We start from the raw sequence: 26,626 nt of genomic DNA on the forward strand, positions 1-26,626 counted from the left end.
ATGAGGGACCTCTATCCGGAGATCGAGCCGCTGGAAACCGGCATGCTCGATGTGGGCGACGGCCAGCACATCTACTGGGAGGTCTCGGGCAACCGCGACGGCAAGCCGGTCGTCTTCCTGCACGGCGGCCCCGGTGGCGGCACGACGCCCGAGCACCGCCGGCTGTTCGACCCCGAGCGCTACCGCATCGTGCTCTTCGACCAGCGCGGCTGCGGGTTCTCGATCCCGCACGCCTCCGAGCCGGCCGCCGACCTGTCCGCCAACACCACCTGGCACCTCGTCGCCGATATGGAGCGACTGCGCGACCACCTCGGCATCGAGCGGTGGCAGGTGTTCGGCGGGTCGTGGGGCAGCGCCCTCGCCCTCGCGTACGCCGAGACGCATCCCGAGCGGGTCACCGAGCTCGTGCTCCGCGGCATCTTCACCCTGCGCCGCTCGGAGCTCGACTGGTTCTACGAGGGCGGCGCCGCCGCGATCTACCCCGACCTCTGGGAGGACTTCGTCGCGCCCGTGCCGCTGCTCGAGCGCGCGCACCTGATCGAGGCGTACGGGCGGCTCCTGTCGGATCCCGACCCTGAGGTGCACCAGCCGGCGGCCATCGCCTGGTCCCGGTGGGAGTCGTCGACGATCACCCTGCTGCCCCAGGTCGAGAACATCGCGAAGTTCACCGCACCCGAGTACGCGACGGCGTTCGCTCGCATCGAGAACCACTACTTCCGGCACGGGGGCTGGTGGGACGAGGGGCAGCTGATCCGCGACGCCGAGCGGTTGCGCGGCATCCCGGCGGTGATCGTGCAGGGCCGGTACGACCTCTGCACGCCCGTCATGACCGCGTGGGACCTACATCGTGCCTGGCCGGAGGCGGAGCTTCGGATCATCGGCGACGCCGGCCACGCGTTCGACGAGCCCGGCATCCTCGACGCGCTGATCGAGGCGACCGACCGGTTCGCGGGCGGATACACCGGCGATGCGCGGCCCGCGGCTGCGACGGCCGCCTTCGGAGACCAGCGATTCGACGGTGACGCCGGCGATGAGGCGGATGATTCCGACGGGGCCGCGGACGATCTCGACGACGATGCGGATGACGCCGAGGCCGACGATGACGACGACGACGATGACGATGACGACGATGACGACGACGACGCCGGCGATGACGACGACGAGGATGACGACGCCGACGCCGCCGGCGACGACGACGATGACGATGACGACGATGACGATGACGACGACGACGACCTCGTCAAGGCCCGGCGCCGGGAGGACGACGACGAGTAGCGTCGTGGCATGACGTTCAACCCGAACTCCGACATCTCGGGCGGCAGGACGAGCCACCGGGGCCGGAACACGGGCCTCGCGCTCGGCGGCGGAGGACTCGGCGTGATCGCGCTGTTCGTGATCTCGCAGTTCCTCGGCGTCGACCTCACGGGGCTCGCCGGCGGCGGCGGTCAGCAGGCGGCGCCCGACACCGAGCTCGAGCAGTGCCTCACCGGCGAGGACGCGAACGAGCGCGTCGACTGCCGGATGAAGGGCGCGGCCGCGTCGCTCGAGGTCTACTGGTCGGCCGCGGCGCCCGAGCAGCTCGGCATCGCGTACCAGGCGCCGCAGCCGGTCGTGCTGTTCGACCAGTCGACGACGACGGGCTGCGGCGGTGCGACGAGCGCGACGGGGCCGTTCTACTGCCCGCCCGACCAGACGATCTACCTCGACGTGACGTTCTTCGACGAGCTCGAGAGCCGTTTCGGGGCGAGCGACGGACCGCTCGCCGAGATGTACGTGCTCGCCCACGAGTGGGGCCACCACGTGCAGAACCTCGCGGGTATCCTCGAGGCGGCGCAGGACGGCCAGACGGGCCCGACGTCGAACGGTGTGCGCGTCGAGCTGCAGGCCGACTGCTTCGCGGGCGCCTGGGTCGCGAACGCGGCCCAGACGACCGACGACCAGGGCGTGTCGTTCCTGCAGCCGCCCACGCAGGCGCAGATCGATCAGGCGCTGAGCGCGGCGGCGGCGGTCGGCGACGACCGGATCCAGGAGACGACGCAGGGCCAGGTGACGCCGCACACGTTCACGCACGGCACGAGCGAGCAGCGTCAGCGCTGGTTCTCGATCGGCTACGAGCAGGGTGCCGCGGCGTGCGACACCTTCCGCGTCGACGGCTCGGAGCTGTAGGCCGGGCCGTGCTCGCGGCGGCTATGCGGAAGGCAGCGCCGATGCGATCGCCTGACCGAGCTGCACGGGCTTGGTGAACTGCGGCCAGTGGCCGGTCGGCAGATCGATGTAGTCGACCTGTGCGACCCGCGCGAGTTCGGCGACCCAGGGTTGACCGGCCGCGATCGCCTCGATCACCATAGCGCTCGGGAACTCGCACGCGATGACGGTGACGGGTACCTCGAACCGGCGCTCGTCGGTGAGGCGCATCGGATCGCTCGCCACGCGAGCGGGCTCCGGGACGGCGCGGGCACGGAACGCGGCCCGGAGCTCGTCGTCGAGGTCGACGAGATCGGCGTCGTCGAAGACCGACCAGTCGGGCAGCGGCACCTCGCCGTCGACGACGGGAAGCGCATCGTTGATGGACTCGCCCTCACCGAGAGGGCCTGCGTCGACGTAGACGATCTTCGCGATGCGGTCGGGGCGGGCGTCGGCGACGCCGTGTGCCACGGGCCCTCCGCCCGAGTGGCCCACCAGCGCCACCGGCCCGTCGAGTCGGTCGACGAGATCGACGACCGCCGCGATGTGGTCGGCGAGCCCGATGCCCGAGCGGTCGGCGTCGACCGACTCGAGGCCGGGCAGGGTGACGGGGTGGAGCCGGTGACCGGTCTCGTCGAGGACCGGGGTCACCTGCTCCCACGAGGAGGCGTCGAGCCAGAAACCGGGGATGAGGATGACGTCCATGCGCCGACGCTATCCGGTTCTGCCGACACGGCGGACACCACCGGCCCGGGCACCGGCGGCTCGCCCGACGAAGGCGCCGAGACAGCCCGCCGCGGCGCCCCCGCGGCCAGCACCGCGATGCCCGCCGCGAGCACCGCGAGCCCGACCCACGCCGCGACCGGGAGCTGCTCACCGAGCAGGAGCACCCCGAGCAGTCCGGCGGTGAGGGGCTCGGCGAGCGTGAGGGTCGAGACCGTCGCGGGTGCGAGGCCGCGGAGGCCGGCACCGAAGAGCACGTAGGCGAGGGTCGTGGTGACCAGGCCGAGCCAGAGCGCCATGGCGATCCCCGGGCCGGTGCCGAGCCACGAGGCATCCGTCATCGCGAGCACGGGAGCGCTCGCGACCGCGGCGACGCCGAACAGGGCGCCCACGCTGCCCGTCGAGCTCCAGCCCCGGTCGATGAGCGTCTTCGCGGCGATCGTGTAGACCGCGTACGACGCGCCGGCGCCGACCGATGCGGCGAGACCGAGCGGATCGGCCGGGGCGCCGACGCCGTCGGTGGCGAGCGCAAGGATCAGGACCCCGGCGGTGGCGATCGCGGTGGCGACGAGCCACCGGGGTCCGGGGAATCGTCGGGAGAGCGCCCAGTCGAGCGCCCCGGTGAGGACGGGCGCGGAACCGAGGGCGACGACCGTGCCGACGGCCACGCCGTTCGCGGCCGTGCCGGCGAAGAACGCGGGCTGGTAGGCCACGACGCCCGCGCCGCCGACGGCCACGACGAGCCAGGTGGGGATGCGGCGGACGCCGCCGGGCGACGGCGCGGCGGGTGTCCCGTCCGCGCGGCGCCGTCGCCCGGCGACGAGCTGGAGGCCGGCGATGAGCGCGAGCGCGCCACCGCCGATGACGAGTCGCGCCGCGCCGATCGAGAGCGGATCGGCGTCGGGTCCGAGCGCCTGGGCCGTGCCCGTCGTGCCGAAGCACACGGACGCCAGCAGGACCGCGAGGACGAAGCGCATGCCGGGATTGTTACACAATCTGCGGCTGTCCGCACCGGCGCGCACTGTGCCACACTCGAATCCGGGGAACGATCGGGGGAATCGTGACGGATCCGCGCGCGCCGGAGATCCGGACCGCCGCGCCCCTCCGCCCCACGGGACTCACCGCCGACGAGGTCGCCGAACGCGTCGCCGACGGCCGGGTGAACACCGCGACGGATGCCTCGAGCCGCAGCATCTGGTCGATCCTCCGCGCGAACGTCTTCACCTTCTTCAACGCCATCGTCCTCGCGGGGTTCACGCTCCTCCTGGTGCTCGGCTACTGGCAGGATGCCCTGTTCGGGCTCGCCGCGATCGGCAACGCGGTCGTCGGCGTCGCCCAGGAGTACCGCGCGAAGCGCGCGCTCGACCGGCTCGCGCTCCTCCACGCGCCGCGGGCGCGGGTGGTCCGCGACGGCGTCATCCAGGAGATCGACGTGCGTCGCGTCGTGCTCGACGACGTGCTCGTCGTGCGGTCGGGCGACCAGGTCACGGCCGACGCCGCCGTGCTCGACTCGACCAGGCTCGAGGTCGACGAATCGCTCCTCACGGGCGAGTCGGAGCCGATCGACAAGGAGCCGGGCGATGCGCTCCTGTCGGGCTCCATCGTGGTCGGCGGCGAGGGCCTCGCGCGGGTCACGGCCGTCGGCGAGGCGGCGTTCGCCGCGCGGCTCACGGCCGAGGCGAAGCGGTTCTCGCTCGTGGCATCCGAGCTGCGCACCTCGATCGACCGCATCCTGAAGTGGATCACCTGGGCGATCCTGCCGATCATGCTCGTCGTCGTGAACGCGAACATGCAGGCGGCCGGCGGCTGGGAGCACGCGATCAGCACGGGGGAGTGGCGCGAGGCGGCCGTGGCGTCGGTCGCGGCGGTCATCGCGATGATCCCGCTCGGCCTCGTCCTCATGACGAGCATCGCCTTCGCCGTCGGTGCGATGAAGCTCGGTGCGCATCAGGTGCTCGTGCAGGAGCTGCCGGCCGTCGAGGGCCTCGCCCGCGTCGACGTGATCTGCCTCGACAAGACCGGCACGATCACGAGCGGCGAGGTGCGCTTCGACGGCGCGCACCCGCTCGGGCGCGACCTGCCGGCCGGTTGGGAGCTGGCCCTCGCGTGGTACGGCGCCGACCCCTCCGCGAATGCGACCGCGAGATGCCTCGCCGACGAGTACACGGATGCCCCGCCCCGGACGATCGAGCGGATCGAGTTCTCGTCCGCCCGGAAGTGGAGCGCCGTCGCGCTGGAGTCGCCCGCGAGCGGCACCTGGGTGCTCGGCGCCCCCGAGTTCGTCTTCACCGGCGCCGCAGCTGCGGGGGCGGAGGCATCCGCCGCGCTGGCCCTCGCGACGGAGCTCGCCGCCACCGGCCGGCGCACGTTAGTGCTCGCGCACTCGCCCGCTTCGCTCGACGCGGCGGCCGCAGAGGCGGCGGTGCTGCCCGCGGACCTCCGCCCCGCCGTGCTGCTGACCTTCCGCGAGGCGGTGCGCCCCGACGCGGCATCCACGCTCCGCTACTTCGCGCAGGAGGGCGTCGGCGTCCGCATCATCTCTGGCGACAACCCGCTCACCGTCGCCGCCGTCGCCCGCGATGTCGGCCTCGACGCAGGGCGCGGCTTCGACGCGCGCGACCTGCCGGACGATCCCGACGAGCTCGGCCGCGTGCTCGACGAGCACCTCGTCTTCGGCCGTGTGACGCCGTCGCAGAAGCGCGAGATGGTGACCGCCCTGCAAGGTCGAGGGCACACGGTCGCGATGACCGGCGACGGCGTCAACGACGCGCTCGCCATCAAGGAGGCCGACCTGGGCATCGCGATGGAGTCCGGCTCGGCCGCCACGAAGGCCGTCGCCCGCATCGTGCTGCTCGACAGCCGGTTCTCCCACCTGCCGGGTGTCGTCGTCGAGGGCCGCCGCGTCATCGCGAACATCGAGCGCGTCTCGATGCTCTTCCTTTCCAAGACCAGCTACGCCATCACCATGTCGGTGCTGTTCGGCATCCTGCTCTGGCCATTCCCGCTGCTGCCGCGGCAGCTCTCCGTCACCGACGGGCTCACCATCGGCATCCCGGCGTTCCTGCTCGCGCTGCTGCCGAACGCGCGCCGCTACGTCCCGGGGTTCCTGAAACGCTCGCTCTCGTTCGCGATCCCCGCCGGGCTCGTCGTCGCGGGGGCGATCGCGTACGTCTCGGGGCATGCGCGCGCCCTCGGCGAACCCGAGGAGGCGGTGCGCACCGCGAGCATGGTGACCCTCGCCCTCGTGGGGCTGTGGATCCTCACCGTGCTGTCGCGGCCGTTCACCTGGATCAAGGCGGGGGTCGTCCTCGCGATGGTCGCCGGTCTCGTGCTCGTGCTCACCGTGCCGATCGCGATCGAGTTCCTCGAGCTCGTGATGCCCGCGCCCGACACGCTCATCGACATGGCGATCGCGGTGCCCGTGTCGTGGGTGCTCATCGAGGCCATCGGATTCTGGCATCGCCGGCGGTTCGGGACGGCGTCGGAGATCGCCGAGCCCGAGCGGCGGCGGCGCGGCGACGGGCCCGGGGCCGCCGCGGGCAGCTGAGCGCCCGGGGCATCCGCTCGCCGCTCGTTCTGCGCCCGCATTCGGCACGGCGCCGCGTCATCCTCCATACTTTCGAGGGGCTGGTTTCCGGGGGCCTGAGCGAGGAGGAGCATGCGCGCGGTGCGCTACGCCGGGTTCGGCGCCGAACCCGAGGTCGTCGAGGTCGATCGCCCCACCTGCCCGCCGCGCGGCGCCGTCGTGCGCGTACGCGCTACGGGCCTCTGCCGGAGCGACTGGCACGCCTGGATGGGGCACGACGACACCGTGCGACTGCCGCACGTGCCGGGTCACGAGTTCGCCGGCGAGGTGATCGAACTCGGCTCGGAGGTCTCGCCCGACAGCGGGTGGGCGGTGGGCGACCGCGTCACCGCTCCCTTCATCAGCGCGTGCGGGCGCTGCTCGCAGTGCCGGTCGGGCAACGAGCAGGTCTGCGACGCGCAGGAGCAGCCCGGCTTCACGTACTGGGGTTCGTTCGCCGAAGAGGTCATCGTGCACGAGGCCGAGATCAACCTCGTCCGGCTGCCCGATGCGCTCGGCTTCGTCGAGGCCGCCTCCCTCGGCTGCCGGTTCGCGACCGCGTACCGCGCCGTGGTCACCCGCGGGCGGCTCCAGCCGGGCGAGCGCATCGCCGTGCACGGCTGCGGCGGCGTCGGGCTGTCGGCCATCATGATCGCCGTCGCCGCGGGCGTCGAGACCTACGGCGTGGATGTCTCGGATGCCGCGCTCCAGGCGGTCGAGAAGCTCGGGGCCATCCCGGTGCAGGGCGGTGAGGGCGCCGCCGAGCGGGTGCGCGAGGTCAGCGAGGGCGGCGTCGAGCTCTCGATCGACGCGTTCGGCAGCATCGAGACTTCGCTCGCCTCGGTGCGGAGCCTCCGCAAGCGCGGCCGGCACGTGCAGATCGGCCTCATGACCGGGGATGCCGCGCTCGCCGCGATGCCCATGGACGCCCTCATCGCCGGCGAGCTCGAACTGCTCGGCAGCCACGGCATGACGGTGCGCGAGTACCCCGAGATGCTGGGCGCCGTGGCGAGCGGCGCGTTCCGACCCATCGAACTGGTCGGGCGCACCATCCGCCTCGACGACGTGCCCGCCGCGCTGGCGGCGATGGGAACGGGCGGCGGCGGGTCGGGCATGACGGTCGTCGAACTCGTCTGAATCCACAGCCCGAGGAATTCACAGCCGCCCGGCATACCGCACCAGGTAGGCTGGCCCTATCTACAGCGGGCGGTCGCCCGTGAACACACCGGCTGGGAAGTCGCAAACAGGCCGGATATCGATCATCCCCCTCTCCACCGCCGGAGCCACCGGCACCCTCAGCACCACCGCAGCGGTGCTCGGATCAGTACGGGCGACGAAGCCCGGGTCCGGAGCGCCGAACCCCACGCAGAGCTACACCGCCCTCTCCCGCGTCGTCCGCGAGTCGGGTCTGCTGCGTCGCGCCCACTGGTTCTACCTCACGATCTTCTCCGTGCTCGTGCTGGCGCTCGCCGGCACCGTGGCCGGCATGGTGCTGCTCGGCGACAGCTGGTTCCAGCTGCTCATGGCCGCGGCGCTCGGCATCGTCTTCACTCAGTTCGCCTTCCTCGCGCACGAGGCATCCCACCGCGCGGTGTTCACCTCCGGCCCCGCGAACGACCGCGCCGGCCGGCTCCTCGCCGCGTTCGTCGGCATGAGCTACGCGTGGTGGATGCACAAGCACACCCGCCACCACGCCAACCCGAACCGCATCGGCAAAGACCCCGACATCGAGTTCGACACGATTTCGTTCACCGAGGAGTCCGCGGCGAAGCAGCGCGGCGTGATCGCCTGGATCACTCGCCGGCAGGGCTACCTGTTCTTCCCGCTCCTGCTGCTCGAGGGCGTGAACCTGCACGTCACGAGCGTGCGCACACTGTTCGCCAAGCGCCGCATCGACGGCCGCGCGCTCGAGCTCTCGGTCATCGGGGCCCGTTTCGCGGTGTACCTCGGCCTGGTGTTCTGGCTCATGCCGTTCGGCATGGCCTGCGCCTTCCTCGGCGTGCAGCTTGCCGTCTTCGGCGTGTACATGGGGGCCTCGTTCGCCCCGAACCACAAGGGCATGCCCATCGTGCCGGCCGACGTGAAGCTCGACTTCTTCCGCAAGCAGGTGCTCACCTCGCGCAACATCTCGGGCGGCGTGTGGGCGAACGCGCTCATGGGCGGGCTCAACTACCAGGTCGAGCACCACCTGTTCCCGAGCATGGCCCGGCCGTACCTCGGGCGCGCGCGCCAGATCGTCCGCGAGTACTGCCAGACGACCGGCACGCCCTACACCGAGACGACGCTCGTCGCCTCGTACGGCATCGTCATCCGCTACCTCAACCGGGTCGGCCTCGCCGCCCGCGACCCGTTCGACTGCCCCATGGTCGGACAGTTCCGCCGGACCTGATGGCCGGCGCCCAGAGACCTCCCCGGCGGGGCCCCGCCGGGGAGCAGCCGTGCCCACCCTCCGGGGCGGGTGCGACGGTTCCGCATCTCGCGGACCGAAGAACACGAAGGAAAACAACATGACCACCGGAACCGTCAAGTGGTTCAACGCCGACAAGGGCTTCGGCTTCATCACGCCGGACGACGGCACGAGCGATGTGTTCGCGCACTTCAGCGCGATCACGACGGGGGGCTTCCGCACCCTCGAGGAGAACCAGCGCGTCGAGTTCGACGTCGAGCAGAGCCCCAAGGGCCTGCAGGCTGCGAACATCCGCGTTCTGCCGTAAGTCGTGACCGGTCGGCCGGCGGAGCATCCGCCGGCCCACTCACGACTCGCATCGAAGGCCGGCCCATGTGGCCGGCCTTCGTCGTGCCGGCGGGTGCTACCGCAGCAGCGCGCCCGCGCTCGCGCCCGCGCTCAGCGCGAGGGCGCTCGTCGCGGCCGGTGCGGCCGCGGGTCGCCGGGCGGGGTAGGGCCCACCCGGCGCCATGGGGGTATGTCCGGGTGGGCGGCTTCGGTTCTTGCGTTCCCGATTTCGGCGCGCCGGTACCTCCCCGGAACGCGCCTGCGTTGCTATGGTGGGAAACGCCATCCGGAGCGGCGGCGGCTGGGATTCGGGTTCCCGAGCCACCTCGGTACCCTCACGGGTGGACGACGGAGATCGAAGGCGGGGGCGAAGCCTCGGTTTCCGCTACAGACGCGCGACCCAGAGGGCAACGCGCCATCGGCGTCATCCGCGACCCAACTCGCGCGGCCGCCGGTGGCCGGGCCGGTGATTCCCCTCACCGGCCCGGCGGCCCTCCACTGTGGTGCCGCGGGCGAGTTGCTAGCGGACGGGCGCGCTGCTCCGCCCCTGACGCGCGCCGCTCAGCTCCGCGTCGAGCGTCTCCTGGGCGACTCGCATGCCATCGGCGTACACCGGCTGCTGCAGCCGGGTCCACATCTCCGCCTCTTCGACGACCTCGACCTGCGTCTGCACCCACCAGATGTTGCCGAACGGATCCCGGACCCGCCCGCCGCGCTGCCCGAACGCATTGTCGCTCAGCGCGGTGATCACGGTGCCGCCCGCCGCGACCGCCCGCTCCACCGCCGCATCGGCGTCCGAAACCCAGACGCGCAGCAGACTCGGGAGCGCCGGCCATTCGGGCCGCCGGTCGAACGCGAGGACGACGGTGTCGCCGATGCGGATCTCGGCGTGCCCGATGCCGCCGTCCTCGGTTCGCACCCGGGCGAGCTCCGCGCCGTCGAAGACCTCGGCGATGAAGTCGAGGAGCGCCCCCGTGTCATCGGTGACCAGCCACGGTGCGACGGTCGTGTAGCCCTCGGGCTGGAAAGCGGTGCGTGCGTTCATCGAGCTCCTCCTGGGTGATCGTGTGTGCTCGTGCATCACGGTAGAAGCCGATTCGGACAGGTTTCGGCCGGAATGGCGGTCGGTGTGCCGCCGTGCGGCGGCAAGCTCGAATGTGGGGCGCGGTTGCCACGCACCTCTCTGCCCGGCTAGCCGACCTTCACGAGCATCTTGCCGATATTGGCGCCGGTGAGGACGCCGAGCAGCGCGACCGGCGCGTTCTCGATGCCGTCGACCACCGTTTCGCGGGTGCGGAGCGAGCGGTCGGCGAGCCATGGGATCGCCCGGCCCAGGTACTCCGGCAGCAGGTCGAAATGCGACGTGACGAGCATGCCCCGCAGCGTGACTTCCTTGGTGGACGCCTCGTAGAGGTTGTTCGGGCCGGTCGGTGATTGGGCGAGGTTGTACTGGCTCACCGCGCCGACCATCGCCACTCGGCCGTGCGGCCGCATCCGCCCGATTCCGGCTTCCAGTTGGGCTCCGCCCACGTTGTCGACGAACACATCGACGCCGCCGGGTGCGAGCTCGGCGAGGCGTTCGCGGACGTCATCCGCGCGGTAGTCGATCGCTGCGTCGTATCCGAAGTCCTCGACCAGGGCTTGTGACTTCGCCGCCCCACCCGCGGAGCCGATGACTTGTGCGGCGCCGAGGAGGCGAGCGAGCTGCCCGGCGACGCTGCCCACGGCTCCGGCAGCCCCCGAGACGAAGACGACGTCACCCTGGTGCACGGGGGCGATGCGGGTGAGCGCTGCGTAGGCGGTCAGGCCGGTGGTGCCGAGGGGGCCGAGGTACGCCGTCTCGGGAACGTCACCGACGTCGATCGGCGTCGCGTGGGCGCCGGGGAGCACCGAATGCTCACGCAGGCCGGCGAAATGGCTGACTCGGGTTCCCACGGGAAGCTCCACGGATCGGGATTGGATGATCTCGCCGACGGCACTGCCCTCGAGGGCCGCGTGCAGCGGGAAGGGGGCGATGTAGGAGGGCGTGTCGTTCATGCGGCCCCGCATGTACGGGTCGACGGACAGCCACGTGTTGCGCACGAGCACTTCGCCGGGCGCGAGGCTCGGAATCGGTGCGGACACGAGCGCGAAGTCGCGGTCGCTCGGCTCGCCGATCGGGCGGTTCACCAGGTGGAGCTGCCGGGTGTGAGGCGTCATGTCCGTGCCTTTCGTGTGCCGCACTGAGCGGCGATCAGGGTGTTCGTCAACTGCTTGAGTGGATCAAGTAATCACACGGAACCACAGTTGCTTGAGCAAATCAAGTAGTTCGCGTAATCTGGCAGCATGACGGGTTCCCTCACGCCGACGGCATCCGGTCTCGACGACGTGCTCTACGAATTCGTCGATTCCTATGACCGGGCCTACGAGGCGGCCGCGGCGAGCCAGCAGCTCAGCGTCGCTCAGGTCTGCGTGCTCATCCGGCTCGACGAGCGCCGCGGAATGAGCGGGCTCGCGAAGGAACTCGGGTGCGACGCATCCAACATCACTCAGATCGTCGCCCGTCTCGAGGCGCGCGGACTCGTCGTCCGGGAACCGGACCCCGCAGACGGCAGGGCGCGGCTGATCGCTCGCACGCCGGACGGCGATGCGGCCAGCGCGCAGTTCGACGCGGCCTTCGCCTTCGCGCGCGAAGCTCAGAGCCGGCTGACGGCAGACGAGCAGGACCACCTCGCGGTGCTGCTGCGCAAGGCCATGGGCGGCTGATCGCCCCGCGAGTCACCCGCGATCACTCAGCGGGGGAAGGCTGAAGGAGCTCCTCGCCGTGCTCGTGCGCCCACGATGCCAGGGCTTGCAACGGCCCGTCATGAAAGCTCTGCCCGAGCGGGGTGAGTTCGTACGACATGCCTGGCGGGTTCCGAACCTCACGGCGCACGATGAGATTCGCCTCGCTCAACCGCGTGAGCGCTTCGGTCAGAGGCTTGTCCCTGACCTGACCGATGGTCCTCAGCAGCTCCACGCGGCGACGCGGACCCGATCCGAGGGCAGCGAGCACGACGCCATCCCACCGATGGCTGAGCACATCCGTCGCCGCCCGGACGTGACAGTCGGCGACTCGGTCATCCCCGCGCGAAACCTCGGTCATGCTTCCATCCTGGCTGCCGAGGGCACACCGTTCGGTGCGTGGGCCGGTTCGTACCGTGGACCACATGACACACGCAGGACACTCGCAGCCCTCCACGCTCAAGATCGCCATTCTCGGCACGGGTAACGTGGCTCAGGCGCTCGGCGCGAAATGGGCAGCTCACGGCCACGAGATCACCATCGGCGGGCGATCCATCGAGAAGGCCCGGGCGGCAGCCGCCGCGATCGGGTGCGGGGTGGCACCGTCTCTAGTGGCGCCCGCGGTGGAGGGCGCGGACGTCGTCCTGCTCGCGGTTCCCTGGGCAGCGGTGGACGACGTGCTCGCGCAGGCCGGCGCGCCGACCGGGGCGCTGGCGTCTCAGACGATCATCGACCCGACCAACCCCGTCGCGCACGGTGTCGGTCGCCATCTGCTCGCAACCGGTTCCGCCGCCGAGCACATCGCTTCGCACGCCCCAGGAGCGCACGTGGTGAAAGCCTTCAATGTGCATCCCGCGACCTACTGGGATCAGGCGACCCCGCGCGATGTCGTCACGATTGCCGGAAGCAGTCGCGAGTCGCTCGAGCTTGCGGGCATGCTCGTGCGGCACGTCGGCGCGACTCCGCACCCGCTCGGCGGCCTCGATCGCGCGCGACAGCTCGAAGAGTTCGCAGCAACGGTGATCGCGCTGGCGTTCGGCGGCATCGATCCGAAGTCCTCAGTTCCCGGGAGCCACTGACCCGCCACCGTCGCGTGCGTCAGCGTGCCAACCTGTCGCTTGCCCCGCTGCCCCGCACCGAGTCGTCCGCGGCCGCCGCCGCCAGCACGGCGGCGAGGCCTTCACGCAGATCGTCGACGAAGAAGTCCGGTACCTCCAGCGAGGGGAAATGCCCTCCGGCGTCGGGCTCGCACCATCGGACGATGCCGCGGAAGCGCTGCTCCGCCCACGGACGTGGGACCTTCTCGATGTCTTCGGGGTAGATCGTGATCGCCGCCGGCACATCGACGACGAGCTCGGGATCGATCCTGTTGACTCCGCCGTGGCTTTCGGCATAGATCCGCGCGGCCGAGGCGCCGGTGCGTGTGAGCCAGTACAGCGTGACGTCGGCGAGCAGGGTGTCTTTGTCGATCCGCTCGAACGGCGACGCGTCGGTGTCACTCCACGCGGCGAACTTGTCGAGGATCCAGGCGAGCAAGCCCACGGGTGAGTCGACGAGCGAATACCCGATCGTCTGCGGTGCGGCCGCTTGCTGCTTCGCGTACGCCGCTTGGCCGCCACCCCAGAACGTGCCGGTCTCCTCGACCCACTCTCGTTCGACGTCGGTGAGTCCGTCCGTCGACAAGCCCGGAGGCGCCTGCGCCAGCGTGGTGTGGATGCCGAGGACGTGATCGGGATGCCTCGCGCCGAGCATGGTGGTGATCACTCCGCCCCAGTCGCCGCCGTGAGCGAGGAACCGGTCGTAGCCGAGGCGGCCCATGAGCGTCACCCAGGCGCCCGCGATCTTCTCCATTCCCCAGCCGGTGGTCGTCGGCCGCTCGCTGTACCCGAACCCGGGCAAGGATGGAGCGACGACGTGAAATGCCGGAGCGCTCGGGTCTTCGGGGTTCGCCAGGTCGTCCATGACGTGCAGGAACTCGAAGATGCTGCCCGGCCAGCCGTGCGTGAGGATCAGCGGGCGGGCATCCGGGCGCCGGGATCGATGGTGCAGGAAGTGGATGCCCAGCCCGTCGATGACGGTGCGGTACTGCCCGATCTCCGCGAGGCGCGCCTCGAACGGCCTCCAGTCGAACGCGGTCCGCCAGTAGTGCACGAGCTCGGTGAGATCGGCGAGCGGAACGCCTTGGCTCCACCGGGCAGAACCCGAGGTCTCCGGGTCGACGGTCTCCGCCTCCGGGAAGCGCGCGTTGGTCAAGCGGGTACGGAGGTCGTCGAGGTCCGCTTCCGGCGTGGTGGCTTCGAACCTCTGCACGCTGTCGTCCACGGGGCTCCTCTCGAGTTCGACCCGCGAGCAGGATGAGCTCGCGTGAGCTCGGCTCGCGTCGCGAGACCGGCTTCCCGGCGACGGTATCCGAGCCCGCCCGATCCGTTCCAGCCTCGGCGACCCGCTGGTGTGGTGTGAGATCATCATCGGATGCCGAGCGCACGGGACATCGTCACGTTCTCAGACAGTCCGCCGCCGCCCGGGGCGAGCCCATGGGTCGCGGGCGCGGAGGCGCGCGACGGCGACATCGCCATCGTCGAACCGGATGCCTCGTGGCCGGAGGCGTTCTCCCGCATCGCGGACCTCGTGCAGGACGCACTCGGCCCGCGGGCGTTGCAGATCGAGCACGTCGGGTCGACCTCGGTGCCGGGCCTGCCGGCGAAGCCGATCATCGACGTCGATGTGATCGTCGCGAACCCGGCTGACGAAGCCTCCTGGCTCCCCGCTCTTGAGGCCAAGGGCTTCGTGCTCACCGTGCGCGAGCCGTGGTGGCACGAGCACCGCTGCCTGCGGCACGCCGCCCCTCGCACGAACGTCCATGTGTTCGGGCCCGATGCGCCCGAGCCCTGGAAGCACCGGATCTTCCGCGATCACCTGCGGCGCGACACCGTCGACCGCGATCTGTACGCCGCGGTCAAACGCGAGACCGCCGCCGACGCCAACGCGCACGGCGAGACCGTGATGCAGTACAACGCCCGAAAGCAGGCCGTGATCCGTGAGATCTACGACCGTGCGTTCCGCGCCGCCGGTCTCGCGGGCGCAGGAAGCGTCTCGATCAGCTGATCGATCTCGCGGTCCGTGTTGAAGTAGTGCACGGAGGCGCGTACCACGGCGGGGAGGCCTCTGTGCTCGAGGTCGAGACGGGCGTATTCCATGACGGAGACGCTGGTGTTGATGCGCTGCTCAGTGAGCCGGCTCTGCACAGTGTGCGGGTCGATTCCGTCGATCGTGAATGTCACGATTCCGCAGGTCCGGTCACCGCGATCGTGGACCTGGATGCCGGGTAGCTCGGCCAATCGCTGTCGCAGGGTGTCGGCGAGCGTGCTGGCGCGTTCTTCGATGTCGGAGAGTCCCCAGGATCGCGCGTACGCGACGGCCTCGCCGAGCCCGATCTTCGCGGCGACGTTCGTCTCCCAGTTCTCGAACCGGCGTGCGTCCTCCCGGATGCGGTATCCATCCGGCGTCGTCCACGTGGCTGCGTGGAGGTCGAGGAACGGTGGTTCGAGCGCCGTGATGAAGTCGCGCCGAATGTACGCGAAACCCGTGCCCCGTGGGCCTCGGAGGAACTTCCGGCCCGTGGCGGTCAGGAAATCGCAGCCGATCTCGGTGACGTCGATGGGCATCTGTCCGACCGATTGGCACGCGTCCAGCAGGTAGGGCACACCGTATGCGCGCGCGAGGTCGCCGACCTCTTTCGCCGGATTGACGAGACCACCCTGGGTAGGGATGTGGGTGATCGCGATGAGTCGCACGGGTCCCGTGGTCGGTGCTTCCAGTCGTCGACGGAGATCGTCGATGCTGAGCTGACCGGTCTCGTCGTCGTCGACCGGTTCCACCACGACGCCAGTGCGGGCCGCGATCTGAAGGAATGCGATCACGTTGCTGGCGTACTCGGCCCGTGAGGTGAGGATGCGGTCGCCGGCTCGGAAGGTGGAGGCGAGGGCGTAGAAGACCATGTCCCAGGCACGGGTGGCGTTCTCGACGATGGCGATCTCATCGCGGTGGCATCCGATCAGCGCCGCGATCTCGTCGTAGGCCCGCTCGATCCTGGGGGACGCTTCTGCTGCAGCTTCGTATCCGCCGATCTCGCTCTCGCGGCGCAGGTGGTCGATGACGGCATCGGTGACCTGTCGCGGTGGAAGCGAGGACCCCGCGTTGTTGAAGTGGGCGACGTTCCGCACCCCGGGGGTGTCGACACGAGCGAGTGCGACATCGATGGCCATGCTGGTCTACTCCTGTCGTTCCGTTGGGGGTGGGGATGATTGTGCCGCCTTGAGTGCCGTCAGGTGAGCCCGGGTCAGGGCGGCGGCTCGGGCGGGATCTGCGTCGGCGATCGCCCGCACGATCTCTTCGTGCACCTCGTGATCTTCGCCCGGCACGCCGGCGTCGCAGGTCGTCGCGTTCGATGGCAGGTCGAGCATGTCGATCATGGCCTCGCGCATGCGTGGCGTGAAGCCGTCGAAGAACTCGAGCAGCACGGCGTTGTGGGCCGACGCCACGATGGCGCGGTGAACCACGCTGTCGGCGTCCACGTACTGGGCGGTCGTCTGCCCTGGCGTGATCCGCCGGGCGAGCGCCTCGTGCATCGCCCGGATGTCGGATGAGGTGCGCCGCTCCGCGGCGAGCGCAGCAGCCTCGGTCTCGATGGCGATGCGCCCCTCGATGACGGCGACGATGTCCGCTCTGCGCAGAAGGAGACCCCAGTTCTCACTCGCGTCAGCAGCCGCGACGAAGACTCCTGCTCCCTGCCGCGTCTGAAGCACGCCCCGGCCGGCCAGCTGTCGGATCGCCTCTCGAACAGTCGAGCGGCCGACGCCGAGCTGCGGTGCCAACGTCGTCTCACCCGGGAGCTTCCCACCGACCGGCCACTCGCCCGACGCGATCCGCTCGAGGAGCAGATCGGCGGCTTGATCCGCCAGTGACTTGCGTTGTACGGAGACCATGGCGGGCACCTCAGCCCGCCTCGTCGGTGACGTCCACGCTCGCCCGACCCGCGGCCCGCCTGTGTCCTGCGTGTCTCGAACCTTCCATGCCCGAGACACTACCTGTCTACTTGTCTGAGGTGTGCTAGTTTCTCGAGAAACAGCCTCGGCCTGCCCTCTCTGAGCCGAGCGGAGCGGAGACACTCTCATGAGCGGCCACACCTCGGATCGGCCCCGTCCGCCGGTGCAGTTCCGTGCCGCGGTGCCGGCCGATGCGGAGCGGATCGCACAGATCTGGGAGCCCGGCTGGCACGCCGGTCACGACGGCCACGTGCCCGAGTCGCTGAGCCTGCTGCGGACGTCGGCGTCGTTCCGCGAGCGAGCGGCGCGCATGATCGACTCGACACGTGTGGCGGTGGTAGACGACGAGATCGTCGGCTTCACGGTGTGCTCAGGCGACGAGATCGAGCAGGTCTACCTCGCCGAGGAGGCCCGCGGGAGCGGGATCGCCGGGCTGATGCTCGCCGACGCGGTGCGGGTGGTGCGCGCCGCCGGCCACGCCGAGCCGTGGCTCGCGGTGGCGAGCGGGAACGCGCGGGCCCGACGCTTCTACGAGCGGCAGGGCTGGCGCGACGCCGGCCCCTTTGCCTACGACGCGCAGACGGAGCACGGCACGGTGCCCGTCTCGTGCCACCGCTACGTGCTCCCGGCAGTCGTCACTCACTAGCGGGCCGGGTCGAGCGGCGGGATGCTCTCGATCGCGCACACGAGCATCGGCAGGTCGGGGTCGCCATCGGCGCTAGGGGCGTGAGCGCACGAGCCGGTGCATCCCCTCGCCCGACATCGGGCGGCCGAGCAGCCATCCCTGCCCGCGATCGCACCCGAGCCGGCGTACGCGCTCGAGTTGCTCCTCGGTCTCGATGCCCTCGGCGACCACCCGGATGCCCGACCGGTGCGCGACATCCACCGCGCGTGACATGGTCTTTAGCGCCTCGGGGGAGTCGTCGCCCACGAGGGTGCGATCGAGCTTGACCTCGGTGCCGTGCAAGCGGCGCAGCTGCGTAATGGATGCATGTCCGGTGCCGAGGTCGTCCACGGCGATGCCGACGCCGATCGCCCGGAGTGGGCCCAGGCGACGCAGCACCGGCGCGATGTCGGTGACGGCGCGCGACTCGGTGATCTCGAGCGTGAGCACGCCGCCCTGCCTCGTGTAGCGGCGCAGGCACTGCACGAGCCACTCGGTGAATTCGCGCGTCTCGAGCTGCACGGGGGACACGTTCACGGAGAGGTCGATCGGATCCTCCGGCGTGGACCACTCCGCCAGCGCCCGGCAGCACTGCTCCGCCATATAGCGGCCGATCTCGTCGATCAGGCCGGTGTCCTCGGCGACCGGGATGAACTCGTCCGGCGGGATCAGGCCCCATTCAGGATGCTTCCACCGGCACAGTGCCTCGGCGCCGACCACCCGGCCGGTGGCGAGGTCGACCTGCGGCTGGAAGACGGCGAAGATCTCGTCGCGGTCGACGGCGCCGCGGAGCGCGGACTCGAGACTTCGCACACCTCGAAACTACGGCACGCGAGTGCAGGGTTTCGCCGCTCGGTCGCGTGGCGTCGTCGGATCCATCACACGGAATTGACACCCGCACGCCGCCCGGCGATCATTCCTCCATGCCCAACCCCCAGAGTGCCTCCGCCCCTGAGGCACCAGCCCTTCCCCGGCTGACGTCGTGCGGGCTCATCGCGATCGATCCGCAGGGGGCGATCGTCGACACCAACCCCGTGCTCCTCGACTGGCTGGGCAGCGACCGCGCGGATGTCCTGGGGCGGCCGCTCGAGAGCATCCTCCAGTTGCGTATGCCGCTTGCTGGCGGTGACGGGATGGTGCCGACCGACGCGACCCTGCACGGCGCGTCGGGTATCGTCCGCCCGGTCGTGATCGGCGCCATCGAGGGTGTGGCGGCTGGCGGCGGAATGCAGATCGCTGTCTACGACGTGTCGGCGCGCTCCGCGTTCAGGCTCGGCTTCCGCGGCGCCGAGGCGAAGACCGAACGTGGTCGCCAGCGACTGCAGATCCTCCTGAACTCGTCGGTCGGGTTCGCCGAGACCCGTTCGGAGACCGATGCGGCCGAGCTCCTCGTCGATGTCGCGCAGCGTGCTTTCGCGGCGACCTTCGTGAGCGTCCACCTGCGCGAGCCCGACGGCATCGTCCAGGTGGCGGGCGTCAATCCGCTCGCCGGCAACTGGCCGAAGGACTTCCGCCCCGCCGGGACGGTCACGCTCCTCAATGGCGGCGTGCTCGTCGTCCGGACGCCCGACGACGCCGACGCCTATGTGCCCGGCGTCGGCATGAGCGACGTCTACCGCAGGTCTGGCATCGAAGCCGCGATCTCATCGCCGCTCCGGTACAAGGGCGACGCGCTCGGTTCGATGATCTGCTACTTCGACCACCCGCGCGAGTTCGACGACCAGGCCGCGCCGCTCGCCGAGGCCCTGTCTGGCCAGGCCGCTCAGGCGATCACGCGCATCCGGCTCGAGGAGACGCTCCGGCGCGCCGCCATGCACGACGAGGTGACGGGCCTGCCCAGCCGGCGGCTGTTCGAGGAAGACGTCAACCGGGCGCTGCTCAACGACTTCGCGGCGCTGGCCGTGCTCTTCATCGACCTCGACGGATTCAAGTCCGTGAACGACCGGATGGGACATGCATCCGGCGACTCGCTGCTCACCGAGGTCGGCGCGCGTCTGCGCGGAGTCATCCGCGAACGCGACGTGCTCGGCCGGTTCGGAGGCGACGAGTTCATCGCGGTCGCGGAGATCGATCGGCCTGAGGATGCGCTCGCGCTCGCCGAGCGCATCCGTGTCGCCGTCGCCGAGCCCTACGACGACCTGCCGGCCGACCTGCGCATCACCGCCAGCATCGGCGTGGTGACGATCGAGGGTTCCGGCGAGCCGATCGTCATCGACCAGCTCATTCGCACGGCTGACCACGCGATGTACGAGGCGAAGATGGCCGGCGGCGATCGGGTCGCCGCGCTCAATGTGCGGTCGGCGCGGCAGCGGGTCGAGTAGGGGCTGCTGCGTTCCTGCAGCTCTCGCCGTCTCTTGCGTTGTGCCGCCTGTGAGCGCGAGCGCGAACGACTGCGCGAAGTGTCCGTATCTGAGGATGCCGGCTCTGCCCGTTCGCTTTCGCGCATTTGATGGCACGTTGATGGCGCAGGTTTGGCACCGATGGGCCGTGAGCTATCTGCTGTCGCGAGCCCAAGCGGTGATGATTCCTGAGGCTCCGAGGGTCGACCCTTTGCTCACCCAGAATGCGATGTAGTCCGGATCGCCCCGTACGCCGGGCACACCCTCTGCGTCGATGATGCAGATCGCCGCGAAGGTCTCCTCGTCAACCGGGAGGGCGTCGGCCCAGCCCTCGACAGTCTGAACCTCAGTTCCCACCTGGCGCACTTCTGAGGCGGGCGATTCGATGGCAGCCAGCAAGCGGTGGCCTCCCAAAGTCGAGTTGCATTCGTCGACCGCGCGACGCTCAAGCGTGGCGTCGGCGAATGCTGAACGAAGCAGGTCTGACTCCATCGATTGAGCGGTGCAGCCTGCGAGACCGATGGCCGCGACTATCGCGATGGCCGCCAGTCGAGAGTGCTGCACCCCGCCAACGTACAGATAATTGACCCCGGGTATCACTATTCATGGAGGCTGAGCGCGCAGTGACAGAGTTGGTGCCGGCGCCAGGATGGCATGAAGACCCCGAGACGTCGGATGTAGAACGTTGGTGGGACGGCACGCGCTGGTCGGATACCGAGTTCCGTCCGAAGCCTGACCAACGCGGGACTGCCGGAAGCCGCTGGTGGCGAGGACCCCGTCCCTGCCGCGCGAGCTGCGCCGAGCCATCGGGTAGGCGCCGCCAAATGACCCCACCTTCGATGAACCCCTGCTGCCCTTCGGGCGGCGGGGGTTCTTCTTTTGCCAGTCTCATCTCCTCGGAGGGACGTTGACGCAGTGCCACCATACCGAAGGCTACGGGCCTAACCTTTGGTATACTCGAACCATGCCTTCAGATCCCGCCCGTCCGACCGAGCAGCCCACCTCGGCCGCGTGGCCGCCGCTCGACTACGAACAGCACCCCTGGGTACGCAGCGGAGATGAGCTCGGGTCGAGGCGGGCGCTGCGTGCAGCACGAGGGGACTACCTGGCGGCCGTCCCGCCGTTCGTCGCGGATGCTCGGGTCGCGCTCGAGGCAGAGACTCTTGCGCTGGCGGACGATGCGAGCCAGGAGCTCGCGCGCTTCGACGCAGAGGCCGGGATGATCGCAGCGCCCTTCGCGTCGATCCTTCTGCGCACGGAGTCGGCATCGAGCTCCGAGGTCGAGAACCTGACCTCGAGTGCGAAGCAGGTCGCCCTCGCGGAGATCGGCCAGGCGAGGTCTGAGAACGCGCGCCTCGTCGTCGCGAACGTGCGCGCCATGCGCGCCGCGATCAGCATGGCCGACCGCCTCGACGAAGCCTCGATCCTCGCGATGCACGACGCGCTGCTGCGCGAGAGCGCACCCGAGTACGTGGGGCGCTGGCGCGACGAGCAGGTCTGGATCGGAGGCGGCAGCATCTCGCCGCACGCGGCGACGTTCGTGCCGCCTCACCACGACCTGGTCCCCGCGCTCATGGGCGACCTCGTGGCGTTCGCCGCGCGCACGGACGTGCCGGTGCTCGTGCAGGCTGCGATCGCGCATGCGCAGTTCGAGACCATCCACCCGTTCCCCGACGGCAACGGCCGCACCGGGCGAGCGCTGCTACAGGGCATGCTGCGTCACGGCGGACTCACCCGGAACGTCGCCGTGCCCGTGTCAGCGGGTCTTCTGCGAGACACCGATGGCTACTTCGCTGCGCTCACTGCGTTCCGGGCCGGCGACCCCGACGCCATCGTCATCTCGGTCGCCAACGCGGTGTTCGGTGCGGTGCAGAACGGCCGCCGGCTCGTCGAGGACATCCAGGCGGCGGTGGCGGGCTGGGACGAGCGGGTGACCGCCCGCAGCGACTCCGCGGTGCACCGCGTGAAGCGCTACCTGCCGATGCAGCCGGTCGTGAACGCGAAGACTGTCGCCCAGGAACTCGGAATCAGCGACGTCGCAGCGCAGAACTCCATCGACCGGCTCGTCGACGCCGAGGTCCTCACGAAGATCAGCGAGGGCCGGCGCAACCGACTCTGGCAAGCAGGCGAGATCCTCGCTGCACTCGACGCCTTCGGTGAACGAGCACGACGCCGGCGCGGCTAGACCGTGTCTTCTAGCCGCCGACGCTAGAGGCCGGTCTCTCGGAGGATGACGCCACTACATGGCGTCGGCTCGCAGTGCGTCTTTACCGCCGGAGACGCGGACCGGGACAACGAAAGCGCCCCCTCTCCAGAAGGAGAGGGGGCGCTTTGACGTGGGGCCGGTTACAGCGAGGAGGTGCGTTCGTTGGCGCCGCGGATGACGAACGCGACGACGATGAGGCCTGCCGCGCCGGCGAGCATGAACACCGGTGAGGCGAGCCGGACGCGCTTGCACCCGCTCCGTGTCCGACGTTCGCGCTAGCGTCACCTCATGAGCAACCTGTGCCCAGACTGCGGCCGCGAGCGCGGCGCCGAGCAGGTGCATCTTGGCCGAGACCGCTTTGGCGCGCCGGTGCTTTCACCCGAGCGTCCGAGCCGGTGGTGCGAGCCGTGCCACATCGGCATCGACCCGGATTCGGAGTGGCCACGCCCGATGCGGCCAGAGTTCCAGGGCCTGCCTCTCACTACTTGCGGCTTCGCGATCCTTCCCGACGGCGAGCTCATCCCGCCACGGGAGCTGTACTGAGCGCCCGTACGATCGAGTCATGCGCCTCATCGGTACCATTCGCCCCACCGCCACGACCGAGCTCGCGTAGGCCTACGACTCGTCGGGGTCGTCCGGTTCCGCGACGAGCTGGAGACCATCACCGGCGTACCCCACCTCGGAAAGACGCTTGAGCCAGTTCCGGTTCAGTCGCGGAGTGCGGTTGCTCGCGTACTCGAACATCACCTGCACCGAAGGTCCGAAGATCATCGTCTTCTGCGCCCCATCGGCGCTCAGCGTCAAGCTGAACGTCTCACCCCTCCGAAGCTTGTCCACCATGACGGCCTGCAAATGCGCCAACGGTCGATCGGGAACATCGATCTTCCGTGCGCCGTAGATCAGTTTCCCCATGCCCGCACGCTACGCACGCGAACGAGTTGCGGTTACCCCCTTGACTTCGCCGAGCAAGGCCTCAGCAGAGTGAGGTGCGCCGGAGTCGACGGGCCATGGGCCTATGTCGCCCGTCACCTAGCTACTCCGTACTGGTGGTACGCGGGCGCTCTATTGAGCACATCGGAGAGCCTCGCGCCATCCCATGCTGATTCGTGCGCCGCACGTTCTTCAGGTTGATGTCGCTGAGTCAGGGGTTCGCCCGGCGGGCACGTTGTCGGATGATCCCGAAAATGAGAGTGCCGATGAACAGCACGATTCCGATGATGGCGAGCCACAGAAGGCCTTCGAAAACGAAGCCGACGATTGACAGCACCGCCCATGCCACGAGCAAGATTACGAGTACCGTCCACATGGGGCCGACGATACTCCGATCCGCTCCGAAATGTAGGAATTCTCAGATCCTGTGGGTTGAGTGACCGGAGTCAGGTGCCGGCGTAGGCTGCGAGCGTGCAGGTTCGGCACGCGGCAGTGGTGTACAACCCCGTCAAGGTGCGCCTTGGCGAGTTGCGGCGAGCGGTTCAACGGCACGAGAGCAGCGCAGGGTGGGCTCCCTCTCGCTGGTATGGGACTGCGGCCGACGACTCAGGGCGAGAGGCGGTCGAGGACGCCCTCGCGGGGGAACCTGCCGTGCTGATCGTCGCCGGTGGGGATGGAACCGTTCGGGTGGCGTGCGCTGCGGCCCATCCGCTGGGGGTGCCGGTGGCGCTGGTTCCGGCAGGGACGGGAAATCTCTTGGCGCGGAACCTCGGGGTTCCCCTGAACGATGTCCATGGGGCTGTCGCAGTCGCGTTTACCGGCACGATGCGCGAGGTGGATGTTGCCGTCGCTCTCCTCGAGGATGGGGAGGGCGGGCGCCGCACGGAGACGTTCATGGTGATGGCGGGTATTGGTCTGGATGCGGAGATGGCGGATAGCACCAGCGCGTGGGCGAAAAAGCGCATGGGGTGGGTTGCCTATGTGCCGCCTATCGCCCGCTCGATCGGCGCGCACCGACTGTTTCGGCTGCACTACCGGGTGGACCGCGGCCGCACGCGTTCCGCGAGCGCGCACACGGTCATCGTTGGCAACTGTGGCACCCTCACGGGCAATATGCTCCTGATCCCCGCGGCACGGGTCGATGATGGGCTGCTCGACGTTGTCCTGCTCAGCCCGAAGGGCAGATTCGGGTGGGCAGGCATCGGCGCACGTCTTGCTGCACAGGGTTTCGCGCGTGGGTCTCGTTTGGGAGCCAGGCTTCTCGAACTCGCGCCTGACGTTCAGGCTCTGAACTATGCGCAGGGCCAGCAGTTCGATGTCCGGTTCGACACGCCGCATGCCGTCGAGTTGGATGGCGACCGTTTCGGTCTCGTAGCTCGTGCTCGTATCACGGTGCGCCCGGGCGCACTGAAGCTCTGCGTCTCGGCGCAAGCACACGGACCGGAAACCGAGACCGCCGCGCCCTGAAACTGTGAGCGCGCACATGTTGGGCGACCATACTCTGAAAATGAAGAACAATCAGCAAGATTCGGTCGGCGACACAGCCACCGGTGCGGAGCCAACAGGTGTCCGTAACGCAGCATTCTGGGCGCATCTCGGCGCCAATCCGGAGGGCCCCGACCGATGGGCCAAGGCATCGCGCGTATCGTGGTCACCCCTCGGGACGCCGGTGTTCTCATGAACACCGCCGAGAGCCTCGCGCTCTCGCACGTCCTCGTGACGGAGCTTCCGGTCACTCTCGGGACCGTCGGCGCTCCCGCCCGGTACGACGTCGCGGCCGTGTTCACGAGGCGCCCAACGACGACGGAACTGCGCCTGCTCACCGAACCCTCCGTTGAAGCGAAGCTCGTCGAACGCGGCTACCCGACGGTGTCGCTCCGCGCCGCGGACCGCCGTCTCATCATCGGCAGCACCAGCCTCACCGAACTGAGCAACGGCCTCGGCCCACTGATCGGGCAGATCCTCAGCGACATCAGCTCCGAGGCGGCCGACGAGCAGGGGCACCGCGATGCGGAGGCCGCCACACTTCTCCAAGAGGAAGCCGCCCGCGCCGCCGCCATCGTTCACGCGGCCGAGCAAGTCGACTTCCGCCCTCACGCTTCGCAGTATCACTGAGCAGGCGATCACCATGTCGAAGCATCGAAAGACCCCCGAAGGCGCGCGAGCCGACCAGCGGTGGGAAACCGATGGCGGGGCCACCCCACCCGAACAGGTAGCGGACGCCGGACACACTCCGGGGAGTTCTGCGGCCGAGCGGCGGGAACGGCGGTGGCAGACCGCGAACGACGGGCACTGGCACCACGCTGGCTATAGCGACGACACGAAACGCCGTCAGATCAAGGACTGATCATGTCCGAAACGCGCACCACCCGAGCATCCGCACGAACCCCGAGCAGTGAGTTCACCGAACTCGCGCAACAGATCAGAGACGCCGGGCTCATGCGACGCCGCTACGGCTACTACTGGACCAAGCTCATCCTCGTTCCCGTCGTCATCGGCGCCGCGATTGTCGTGTTCATCTGGATCGGCGACAGCTGGTGGCAGATGTTCACCGCCGCGATCTTCGCCTTCCTCTTCACACAGACCGCGTTCCTCGGCCACGACGCCGCCCACCGGCAGATCTTCCGCTCCGGCCGCTGGAACGACTGGGTCAGCCTGATCATCGGCGACCTGTTCATCGGGATGAGCTACGGCTGGTGGCAGCACAAGCACACCCGCCACCACGCCAACCCGAACCGCATCGGGTCGGACCCCGACATCGAACTCCCCGTCGTCGCCTTCACCCCAGAACAAGCGACCCGTCCACGACCAGCGCTCATGCGCTGGGTAATCGCCCACCAAGGCGTGTTCTTCTTCCCGCTCCTCCTATTGGAGGGCCTCTCGCTGCACGCTTCGAGCGTGCACCGCGTCCTCATGCGCGAAAAAGTGCAGCGCAGGCCGGTCGAGATTGCGTTCCTGACCGTCCGCCTCCTCGGCTACCTCACGCTCGTCATCCTCGTACTCTCACCCGACAAGGCCGCCGTCTTCCTCGCGATCCAGCTCGGGCTATTCGGTGTCTACATGGGCATGTCGTTCGCGCCGAACCACAAGGGAATGCCGCTCGTGCCCGCGGGGTTGAAGCTCGACTTCCTCCGCCGCCAGGCCCTGATGAGCAGGAACATCCGAGGCACCCGCCTCCTCGACTTCGCGATGGGAGGACTGAACTACCAGATCGAACATCACCTGTTCCCCTCGATGCCCAGGCCCCACCTCCGACGTGCAGCACCCCTGATCTCGAAGTACCTGACCAGCCACGATGTCCCATACACGCAGACGACGCTCTGGCGGTCCTACGCCATCGTCTTCCACTACATCAACCGCGTCGGGCTCGGCGAACGCGACCCCTTCGAATGCCCCCTCCTCGCCCAACGCCAACACCTCGGCGCTTCCTAGACCGGGACCGGTCCAGCGATGCCCACGTTCGTGACTACGAA

28 protein-coding genes and 1 pseudogene are annotated in these 26,626 nt (G+C 69.4%); 18 read left to right on the forward strand and 11 right to left on the reverse strand.

What is annotated here, in order from left to right; genetic code table 11:
- Both pip and ABIQ69_RS03560 read left to right on the forward strand, forming a co-directional pair.
- A pseudogene (pip, locus tag ABIQ69_RS03555) lies at positions 1-951 on the forward strand (prolyl aminopeptidase); the annotation flags it as partial.
- Positions 952-1,284: 333 nt separating this feature from the next.
- Positions 1,285-2,166 (forward strand): neutral zinc metallopeptidase, encoded by an 882-nt coding sequence (locus tag ABIQ69_RS03560; RefSeq protein WP_350349031.1) that lies wholly within the window; start codon positions 1,285-1,287, stop codon positions 2,164-2,166.
- 21 nt (positions 2,167-2,187) lie between these two features.
- Here ABIQ69_RS03560 and ABIQ69_RS03565 read toward each other — a convergent pair whose 3' ends face one another.
- Positions 2,188-2,889 carry an alpha/beta hydrolase gene (locus tag ABIQ69_RS03565; protein ID WP_350349032.1) on the reverse strand — a complete coding sequence of 234 codons (702 nt, stop codon included), beginning with the start codon at positions 2,887-2,889 and terminating at the stop codon, positions 2,188-2,190.
- A complete protein-coding gene (locus tag ABIQ69_RS03570; RefSeq protein WP_350349033.1) occupies positions 2,832-3,884 on the reverse strand; it encodes an EamA family transporter in 1,053 nt (350 codons plus the stop codon). The genes ABIQ69_RS03565 and ABIQ69_RS03570 overlap by 58 nt, the downstream gene beginning before the upstream one ends.
- Positions 3,885-3,967: 83 nt before the next feature.
- On the opposite strand from ABIQ69_RS03570, the gene ABIQ69_RS03575 reads away from it, so the two are divergent.
- The 4 genes from ABIQ69_RS03575 to ABIQ69_RS03590 all read left to right on the forward strand — a co-directional run bounded on the left by ABIQ69_RS03575 (position 3,968) and on the right by ABIQ69_RS03590 (position 9,186).
- Positions 3,968-6,454 (forward strand): HAD-IC family P-type ATPase, encoded by a 2,487-nt coding sequence (locus ABIQ69_RS03575; protein WP_350349034.1) that lies wholly within the window; start codon positions 3,968-3,970, stop codon positions 6,452-6,454.
- Positions 6,455-6,565: 111 nt separating this feature from the next.
- A complete protein-coding gene (locus tag ABIQ69_RS03580; RefSeq protein ID WP_350349035.1) occupies positions 6,566-7,609 on the forward strand; it encodes a zinc-dependent alcohol dehydrogenase family protein in 1,044 nt (347 codons plus the stop codon).
- 175 nt (positions 7,610-7,784) lie between these two features.
- A complete protein-coding gene (locus ABIQ69_RS03585) occupies positions 7,785-8,861 on the forward strand; it encodes an acyl-CoA desaturase (RefSeq protein WP_350349036.1) in 1,077 nt (358 codons plus the stop codon).
- Positions 8,862-8,979: 118 nt separating this feature from the next.
- Entirely contained in the window at positions 8,980-9,186 is a 207-nt protein-coding gene (locus ABIQ69_RS03590; protein ID WP_350349037.1) for a cold-shock protein, read from the forward strand.
- Between the two features lie 540 nt (positions 9,187-9,726).
- Here the strand turns inward: ABIQ69_RS03590 and ABIQ69_RS03595 are convergent.
- Both ABIQ69_RS03595 and ABIQ69_RS03600 read right to left on the reverse strand, forming a co-directional pair.
- Entirely contained in the window at positions 9,727-10,251 is a 525-nt protein-coding gene (locus ABIQ69_RS03595) for a VOC family protein (RefSeq protein WP_350349038.1), read from the reverse strand.
- A gap of 146 nt (positions 10,252-10,397) precedes the next feature.
- Positions 10,398-11,405, reverse strand: coding sequence for an NADP-dependent oxidoreductase (locus ABIQ69_RS03600; protein ID WP_350349039.1), 1,008 nt, complete (start codon positions 11,403-11,405; stop codon positions 10,398-10,400).
- A gap of 168 nt (positions 11,406-11,573) precedes the next feature.
- Here ABIQ69_RS03600 and ABIQ69_RS03605 point away from each other — a divergent pair, with 168 nt between their 5' ends.
- A complete protein-coding gene (locus tag ABIQ69_RS03605) occupies positions 11,574-11,951 on the forward strand; it encodes a MarR family transcriptional regulator (protein WP_350349040.1) in 378 nt (125 codons plus the stop codon).
- Positions 11,952-11,973: 22 nt separating this feature from the next.
- On the opposite strand, the gene ABIQ69_RS03610 is transcribed toward ABIQ69_RS03605, so the two are convergent.
- Positions 11,974-12,330 (reverse strand): helix-turn-helix domain-containing protein, encoded by a 357-nt coding sequence (locus ABIQ69_RS03610; RefSeq protein WP_350349041.1) that lies wholly within the window; start codon positions 12,328-12,330, stop codon positions 11,974-11,976.
- Positions 12,331-12,394: 64 nt separating this feature from the next.
- Between ABIQ69_RS03610 and ABIQ69_RS03615 the strand changes: the two genes are divergently transcribed.
- Entirely contained in the window at positions 12,395-13,048 is a 654-nt protein-coding gene (locus ABIQ69_RS03615; protein ID WP_350349042.1) for an NAD(P)-binding domain-containing protein, read from the forward strand.
- A 19-nt stretch (positions 13,049-13,067) separates the two neighbouring features.
- Here the strand turns inward: ABIQ69_RS03615 and ABIQ69_RS03620 are convergent, their stop codons facing one another.
- Positions 13,068-14,291, reverse strand: a complete 1,224-nt coding sequence (locus ABIQ69_RS03620) for an epoxide hydrolase family protein (protein WP_350349043.1) — start codon at positions 14,289-14,291, stop codon at positions 13,068-13,070.
- Positions 14,292-14,441: 150 nt separating this feature from the next.
- On the opposite strand from ABIQ69_RS03620, the gene ABIQ69_RS03625 reads away from it, so the two are divergent.
- A complete protein-coding gene (locus ABIQ69_RS03625) occupies positions 14,442-15,074 on the forward strand; it encodes a GrpB family protein (protein ID WP_350349044.1) in 633 nt (210 codons plus the stop codon).
- Here the strand turns inward: ABIQ69_RS03625 and ABIQ69_RS03630 are convergent.
- Together ABIQ69_RS03630 and ABIQ69_RS03635 are read right to left on the reverse strand one after the other, a co-directional pair.
- Complete coding sequence (locus tag ABIQ69_RS03630; RefSeq protein WP_350349045.1) at positions 15,014-16,234, reverse strand: aminotransferase class V-fold PLP-dependent enzyme; 1,221 nt, start codon at positions 16,232-16,234, stop codon at positions 15,014-15,016. The genes ABIQ69_RS03625 and ABIQ69_RS03630 overlap by 61 nt on opposite strands.
- Before the next feature lie 6 nt (positions 16,235-16,240).
- The gene (locus ABIQ69_RS03635) at positions 16,241-16,954 is read right to left on the reverse strand and encodes an FCD domain-containing protein (protein WP_350350067.1); all 714 of its coding nucleotides are present in this window, start codon (positions 16,952-16,954) and stop codon (positions 16,241-16,243) included.
- Between the two features lie 187 nt (positions 16,955-17,141).
- On the opposite strand from ABIQ69_RS03635, the gene ABIQ69_RS03640 reads away from it, so the two are divergent.
- Positions 17,142-17,660, forward strand: coding sequence for a GNAT family N-acetyltransferase (locus ABIQ69_RS03640; RefSeq protein WP_350349046.1), 519 nt, complete (start codon positions 17,142-17,144; stop codon positions 17,658-17,660).
- Positions 17,661-17,732: 72 nt separating this feature from the next.
- Here the strand turns inward: ABIQ69_RS03640 and ABIQ69_RS03645 are convergent, their stop codons facing one another.
- Entirely contained in the window at positions 17,733-18,491 is a 759-nt protein-coding gene (locus ABIQ69_RS03645; protein ID WP_350349047.1) for an EAL domain-containing protein, read from the reverse strand.
- 47 nt (positions 18,492-18,538) lie between these two features.
- On the opposite strand from ABIQ69_RS03645, the gene ABIQ69_RS03650 reads away from it, so the two are divergent.
- Positions 18,539-19,999, forward strand: coding sequence for a diguanylate cyclase (locus tag ABIQ69_RS03650; RefSeq protein ID WP_350349048.1), 1,461 nt, complete (start codon positions 18,539-18,541; stop codon positions 19,997-19,999).
- Positions 20,000-20,170: 171 nt separating this feature from the next.
- Here ABIQ69_RS03650 and ABIQ69_RS03655 read toward each other — a convergent pair whose 3' ends face one another.
- Positions 20,171-20,581: a hypothetical protein gene (locus tag ABIQ69_RS03655; protein WP_350349049.1), complete on the reverse strand. Its 411-nt coding sequence runs from the start codon at positions 20,579-20,581 to the stop codon at positions 20,171-20,173.
- Positions 20,582-20,622: 41 nt separating this feature from the next.
- Between ABIQ69_RS03655 and ABIQ69_RS03660 the strand changes: the two genes are divergently transcribed.
- The 3 genes from ABIQ69_RS03660 (at position 20,623) to ABIQ69_RS03670 (ending at position 22,766) form a co-directional block, all read left to right on the forward strand.
- On the forward strand, positions 20,623-20,928 hold the full coding sequence (locus tag ABIQ69_RS03660) for a DUF2510 domain-containing protein (RefSeq protein WP_350349050.1): 306 nt from the start codon (positions 20,623-20,625) through the stop codon (positions 20,926-20,928).
- Between the two features lie 53 nt (positions 20,929-20,981).
- Positions 20,982-22,202, forward strand: coding sequence for a Fic family protein (locus ABIQ69_RS03665; protein WP_350349051.1), 1,221 nt, complete (start codon positions 20,982-20,984; stop codon positions 22,200-22,202).
- Between the two features lie 309 nt (positions 22,203-22,511).
- On the forward strand, positions 22,512-22,766 hold the full coding sequence (locus tag ABIQ69_RS03670; RefSeq protein WP_350349052.1) for a hypothetical protein: 255 nt from the start codon (positions 22,512-22,514) through the stop codon (positions 22,764-22,766).
- A 72-nt stretch (positions 22,767-22,838) separates the two neighbouring features.
- Here ABIQ69_RS03670 and ABIQ69_RS03675 read toward each other — a convergent pair whose 3' ends face one another.
- Positions 22,839-23,135, reverse strand: a complete 297-nt coding sequence (locus tag ABIQ69_RS03675; protein WP_350349053.1) for an ATP-dependent DNA ligase — start codon at positions 23,133-23,135, stop codon at positions 22,839-22,841.
- A 184-nt stretch (positions 23,136-23,319) separates the two neighbouring features.
- Between ABIQ69_RS03675 and ABIQ69_RS03680 the strand changes: the two genes are divergently transcribed.
- The 4 genes from ABIQ69_RS03680 (at position 23,320) to ABIQ69_RS03695 (ending at position 26,585) form a co-directional block, all read left to right on the forward strand.
- On the forward strand, positions 23,320-23,484 hold the full coding sequence (locus ABIQ69_RS03680) for a hypothetical protein (protein WP_350350087.1): 165 nt from the start codon (positions 23,320-23,322) through the stop codon (positions 23,482-23,484).
- A gap of 164 nt (positions 23,485-23,648) precedes the next feature.
- Complete coding sequence (locus ABIQ69_RS03685) at positions 23,649-24,620, forward strand: diacylglycerol kinase family protein (RefSeq protein WP_350350068.1); 972 nt, start codon at positions 23,649-23,651, stop codon at positions 24,618-24,620.
- 156 nt (positions 24,621-24,776) lie between these two features.
- The gene (locus tag ABIQ69_RS03690) at positions 24,777-25,268 is read left to right on the forward strand and encodes a hypothetical protein (RefSeq protein WP_350349054.1); all 492 of its coding nucleotides are present in this window, start codon (positions 24,777-24,779) and stop codon (positions 25,266-25,268) included.
- Positions 25,269-25,592: 324 nt separating this feature from the next.
- Entirely contained in the window at positions 25,593-26,585 is a 993-nt protein-coding gene (locus tag ABIQ69_RS03695; RefSeq protein ID WP_350349055.1) for an acyl-CoA desaturase, read from the forward strand.
- The last annotated feature ends 41 nt before the right edge of the window (positions 26,586-26,626 follow it).

The organism is Agromyces sp. G08B096, from assembly GCF_040267705.1.
Taxonomy (GTDB): Bacteria; Actinomycetota; Actinomycetes; order Actinomycetales; family Microbacteriaceae; genus Agromyces.

Excerpts from the sequence above, each read along its gene's own strand:
- ABIQ69_RS03610 (WP_350349041.1), bottom strand. The coding sequence starts at position 12,330 with ATGACCGAGGTTTCGCGCGGGGATGACCGAGTCGCCGACTGTCACGTC.
- ABIQ69_RS03565 (WP_350349032.1), bottom strand. The coding sequence starts at position 2,889 with ATGGACGTCATCCTCATCCCCGGTTTCTGGCTCGACGCCTCCTCGTGG.
- ABIQ69_RS03635 (WP_350350067.1), bottom strand. The coding sequence starts at position 16,954 with ATGGTCTCCGTACAACGCAAGTCACTGGCGGATCAAGCCGCCGATCTG.
- ABIQ69_RS03625 (WP_350349044.1), top strand. The coding sequence starts at position 14,442 with ATGCCGAGCGCACGGGACATCGTCACGTTCTCAGACAGTCCGCCGCCG.
- ABIQ69_RS03660 (WP_350349050.1), top strand. The coding sequence starts at position 20,623 with ATGGAGGCTGAGCGCGCAGTGACAGAGTTGGTGCCGGCGCCAGGATGG.
- ABIQ69_RS03570 (WP_350349033.1), bottom strand. The coding sequence starts at position 3,884 with ATGCGCTTCGTCCTCGCGGTCCTGCTGGCGTCCGTGTGCTTCGGCACG.
- ABIQ69_RS03615 (WP_350349042.1), top strand. The coding sequence starts at position 12,395 with ATGACACACGCAGGACACTCGCAGCCCTCCACGCTCAAGATCGCCATT.
- ABIQ69_RS03580 (WP_350349035.1), top strand. The coding sequence starts at position 6,566 with ATGCGCGCGGTGCGCTACGCCGGGTTCGGCGCCGAACCCGAGGTCGTC.
- ABIQ69_RS03680 (WP_350350087.1), top strand. The coding sequence starts at position 23,320 with ATGCTGATTCGTGCGCCGCACGTTCTTCAGGTTGATGTCGCTGAGTCA.
- ABIQ69_RS03560 (WP_350349031.1), top strand. The coding sequence starts at position 1,285 with ATGACGTTCAACCCGAACTCCGACATCTCGGGCGGCAGGACGAGCCAC.
- ABIQ69_RS03640 (WP_350349046.1), top strand. The coding sequence starts at position 17,142 with ATGAGCGGCCACACCTCGGATCGGCCCCGTCCGCCGGTGCAGTTCCGT.
- ABIQ69_RS03670 (WP_350349052.1), top strand. The coding sequence starts at position 22,512 with ATGAGCAACCTGTGCCCAGACTGCGGCCGCGAGCGCGGCGCCGAGCAG.
- ABIQ69_RS03695 (WP_350349055.1), top strand. The coding sequence starts at position 25,593 with ATGCGACGCCGCTACGGCTACTACTGGACCAAGCTCATCCTCGTTCCC.
- ABIQ69_RS03590 (WP_350349037.1), top strand. The coding sequence starts at position 8,980 with ATGACCACCGGAACCGTCAAGTGGTTCAACGCCGACAAGGGCTTCGGC.
- ABIQ69_RS03690 (WP_350349054.1), top strand. The coding sequence starts at position 24,777 with ATGGGCCAAGGCATCGCGCGTATCGTGGTCACCCCTCGGGACGCCGGT.
- ABIQ69_RS03630 (WP_350349045.1), bottom strand. The coding sequence starts at position 16,234 with ATGGCCATCGATGTCGCACTCGCTCGTGTCGACACCCCCGGGGTGCGG.
- ABIQ69_RS03665 (WP_350349051.1), top strand. The coding sequence starts at position 20,982 with ATGCCTTCAGATCCCGCCCGTCCGACCGAGCAGCCCACCTCGGCCGCG.
- ABIQ69_RS03600 (WP_350349039.1), bottom strand. The coding sequence starts at position 11,405 with ATGACGCCTCACACCCGGCAGCTCCACCTGGTGAACCGCCCGATCGGC.
- ABIQ69_RS03675 (WP_350349053.1), bottom strand. The coding sequence starts at position 23,135 with ATGGGGAAACTGATCTACGGCGCACGGAAGATCGATGTTCCCGATCGA.
- ABIQ69_RS03595 (WP_350349038.1), bottom strand. The coding sequence starts at position 10,251 with ATGAACGCACGCACCGCTTTCCAGCCCGAGGGCTACACGACCGTCGCA.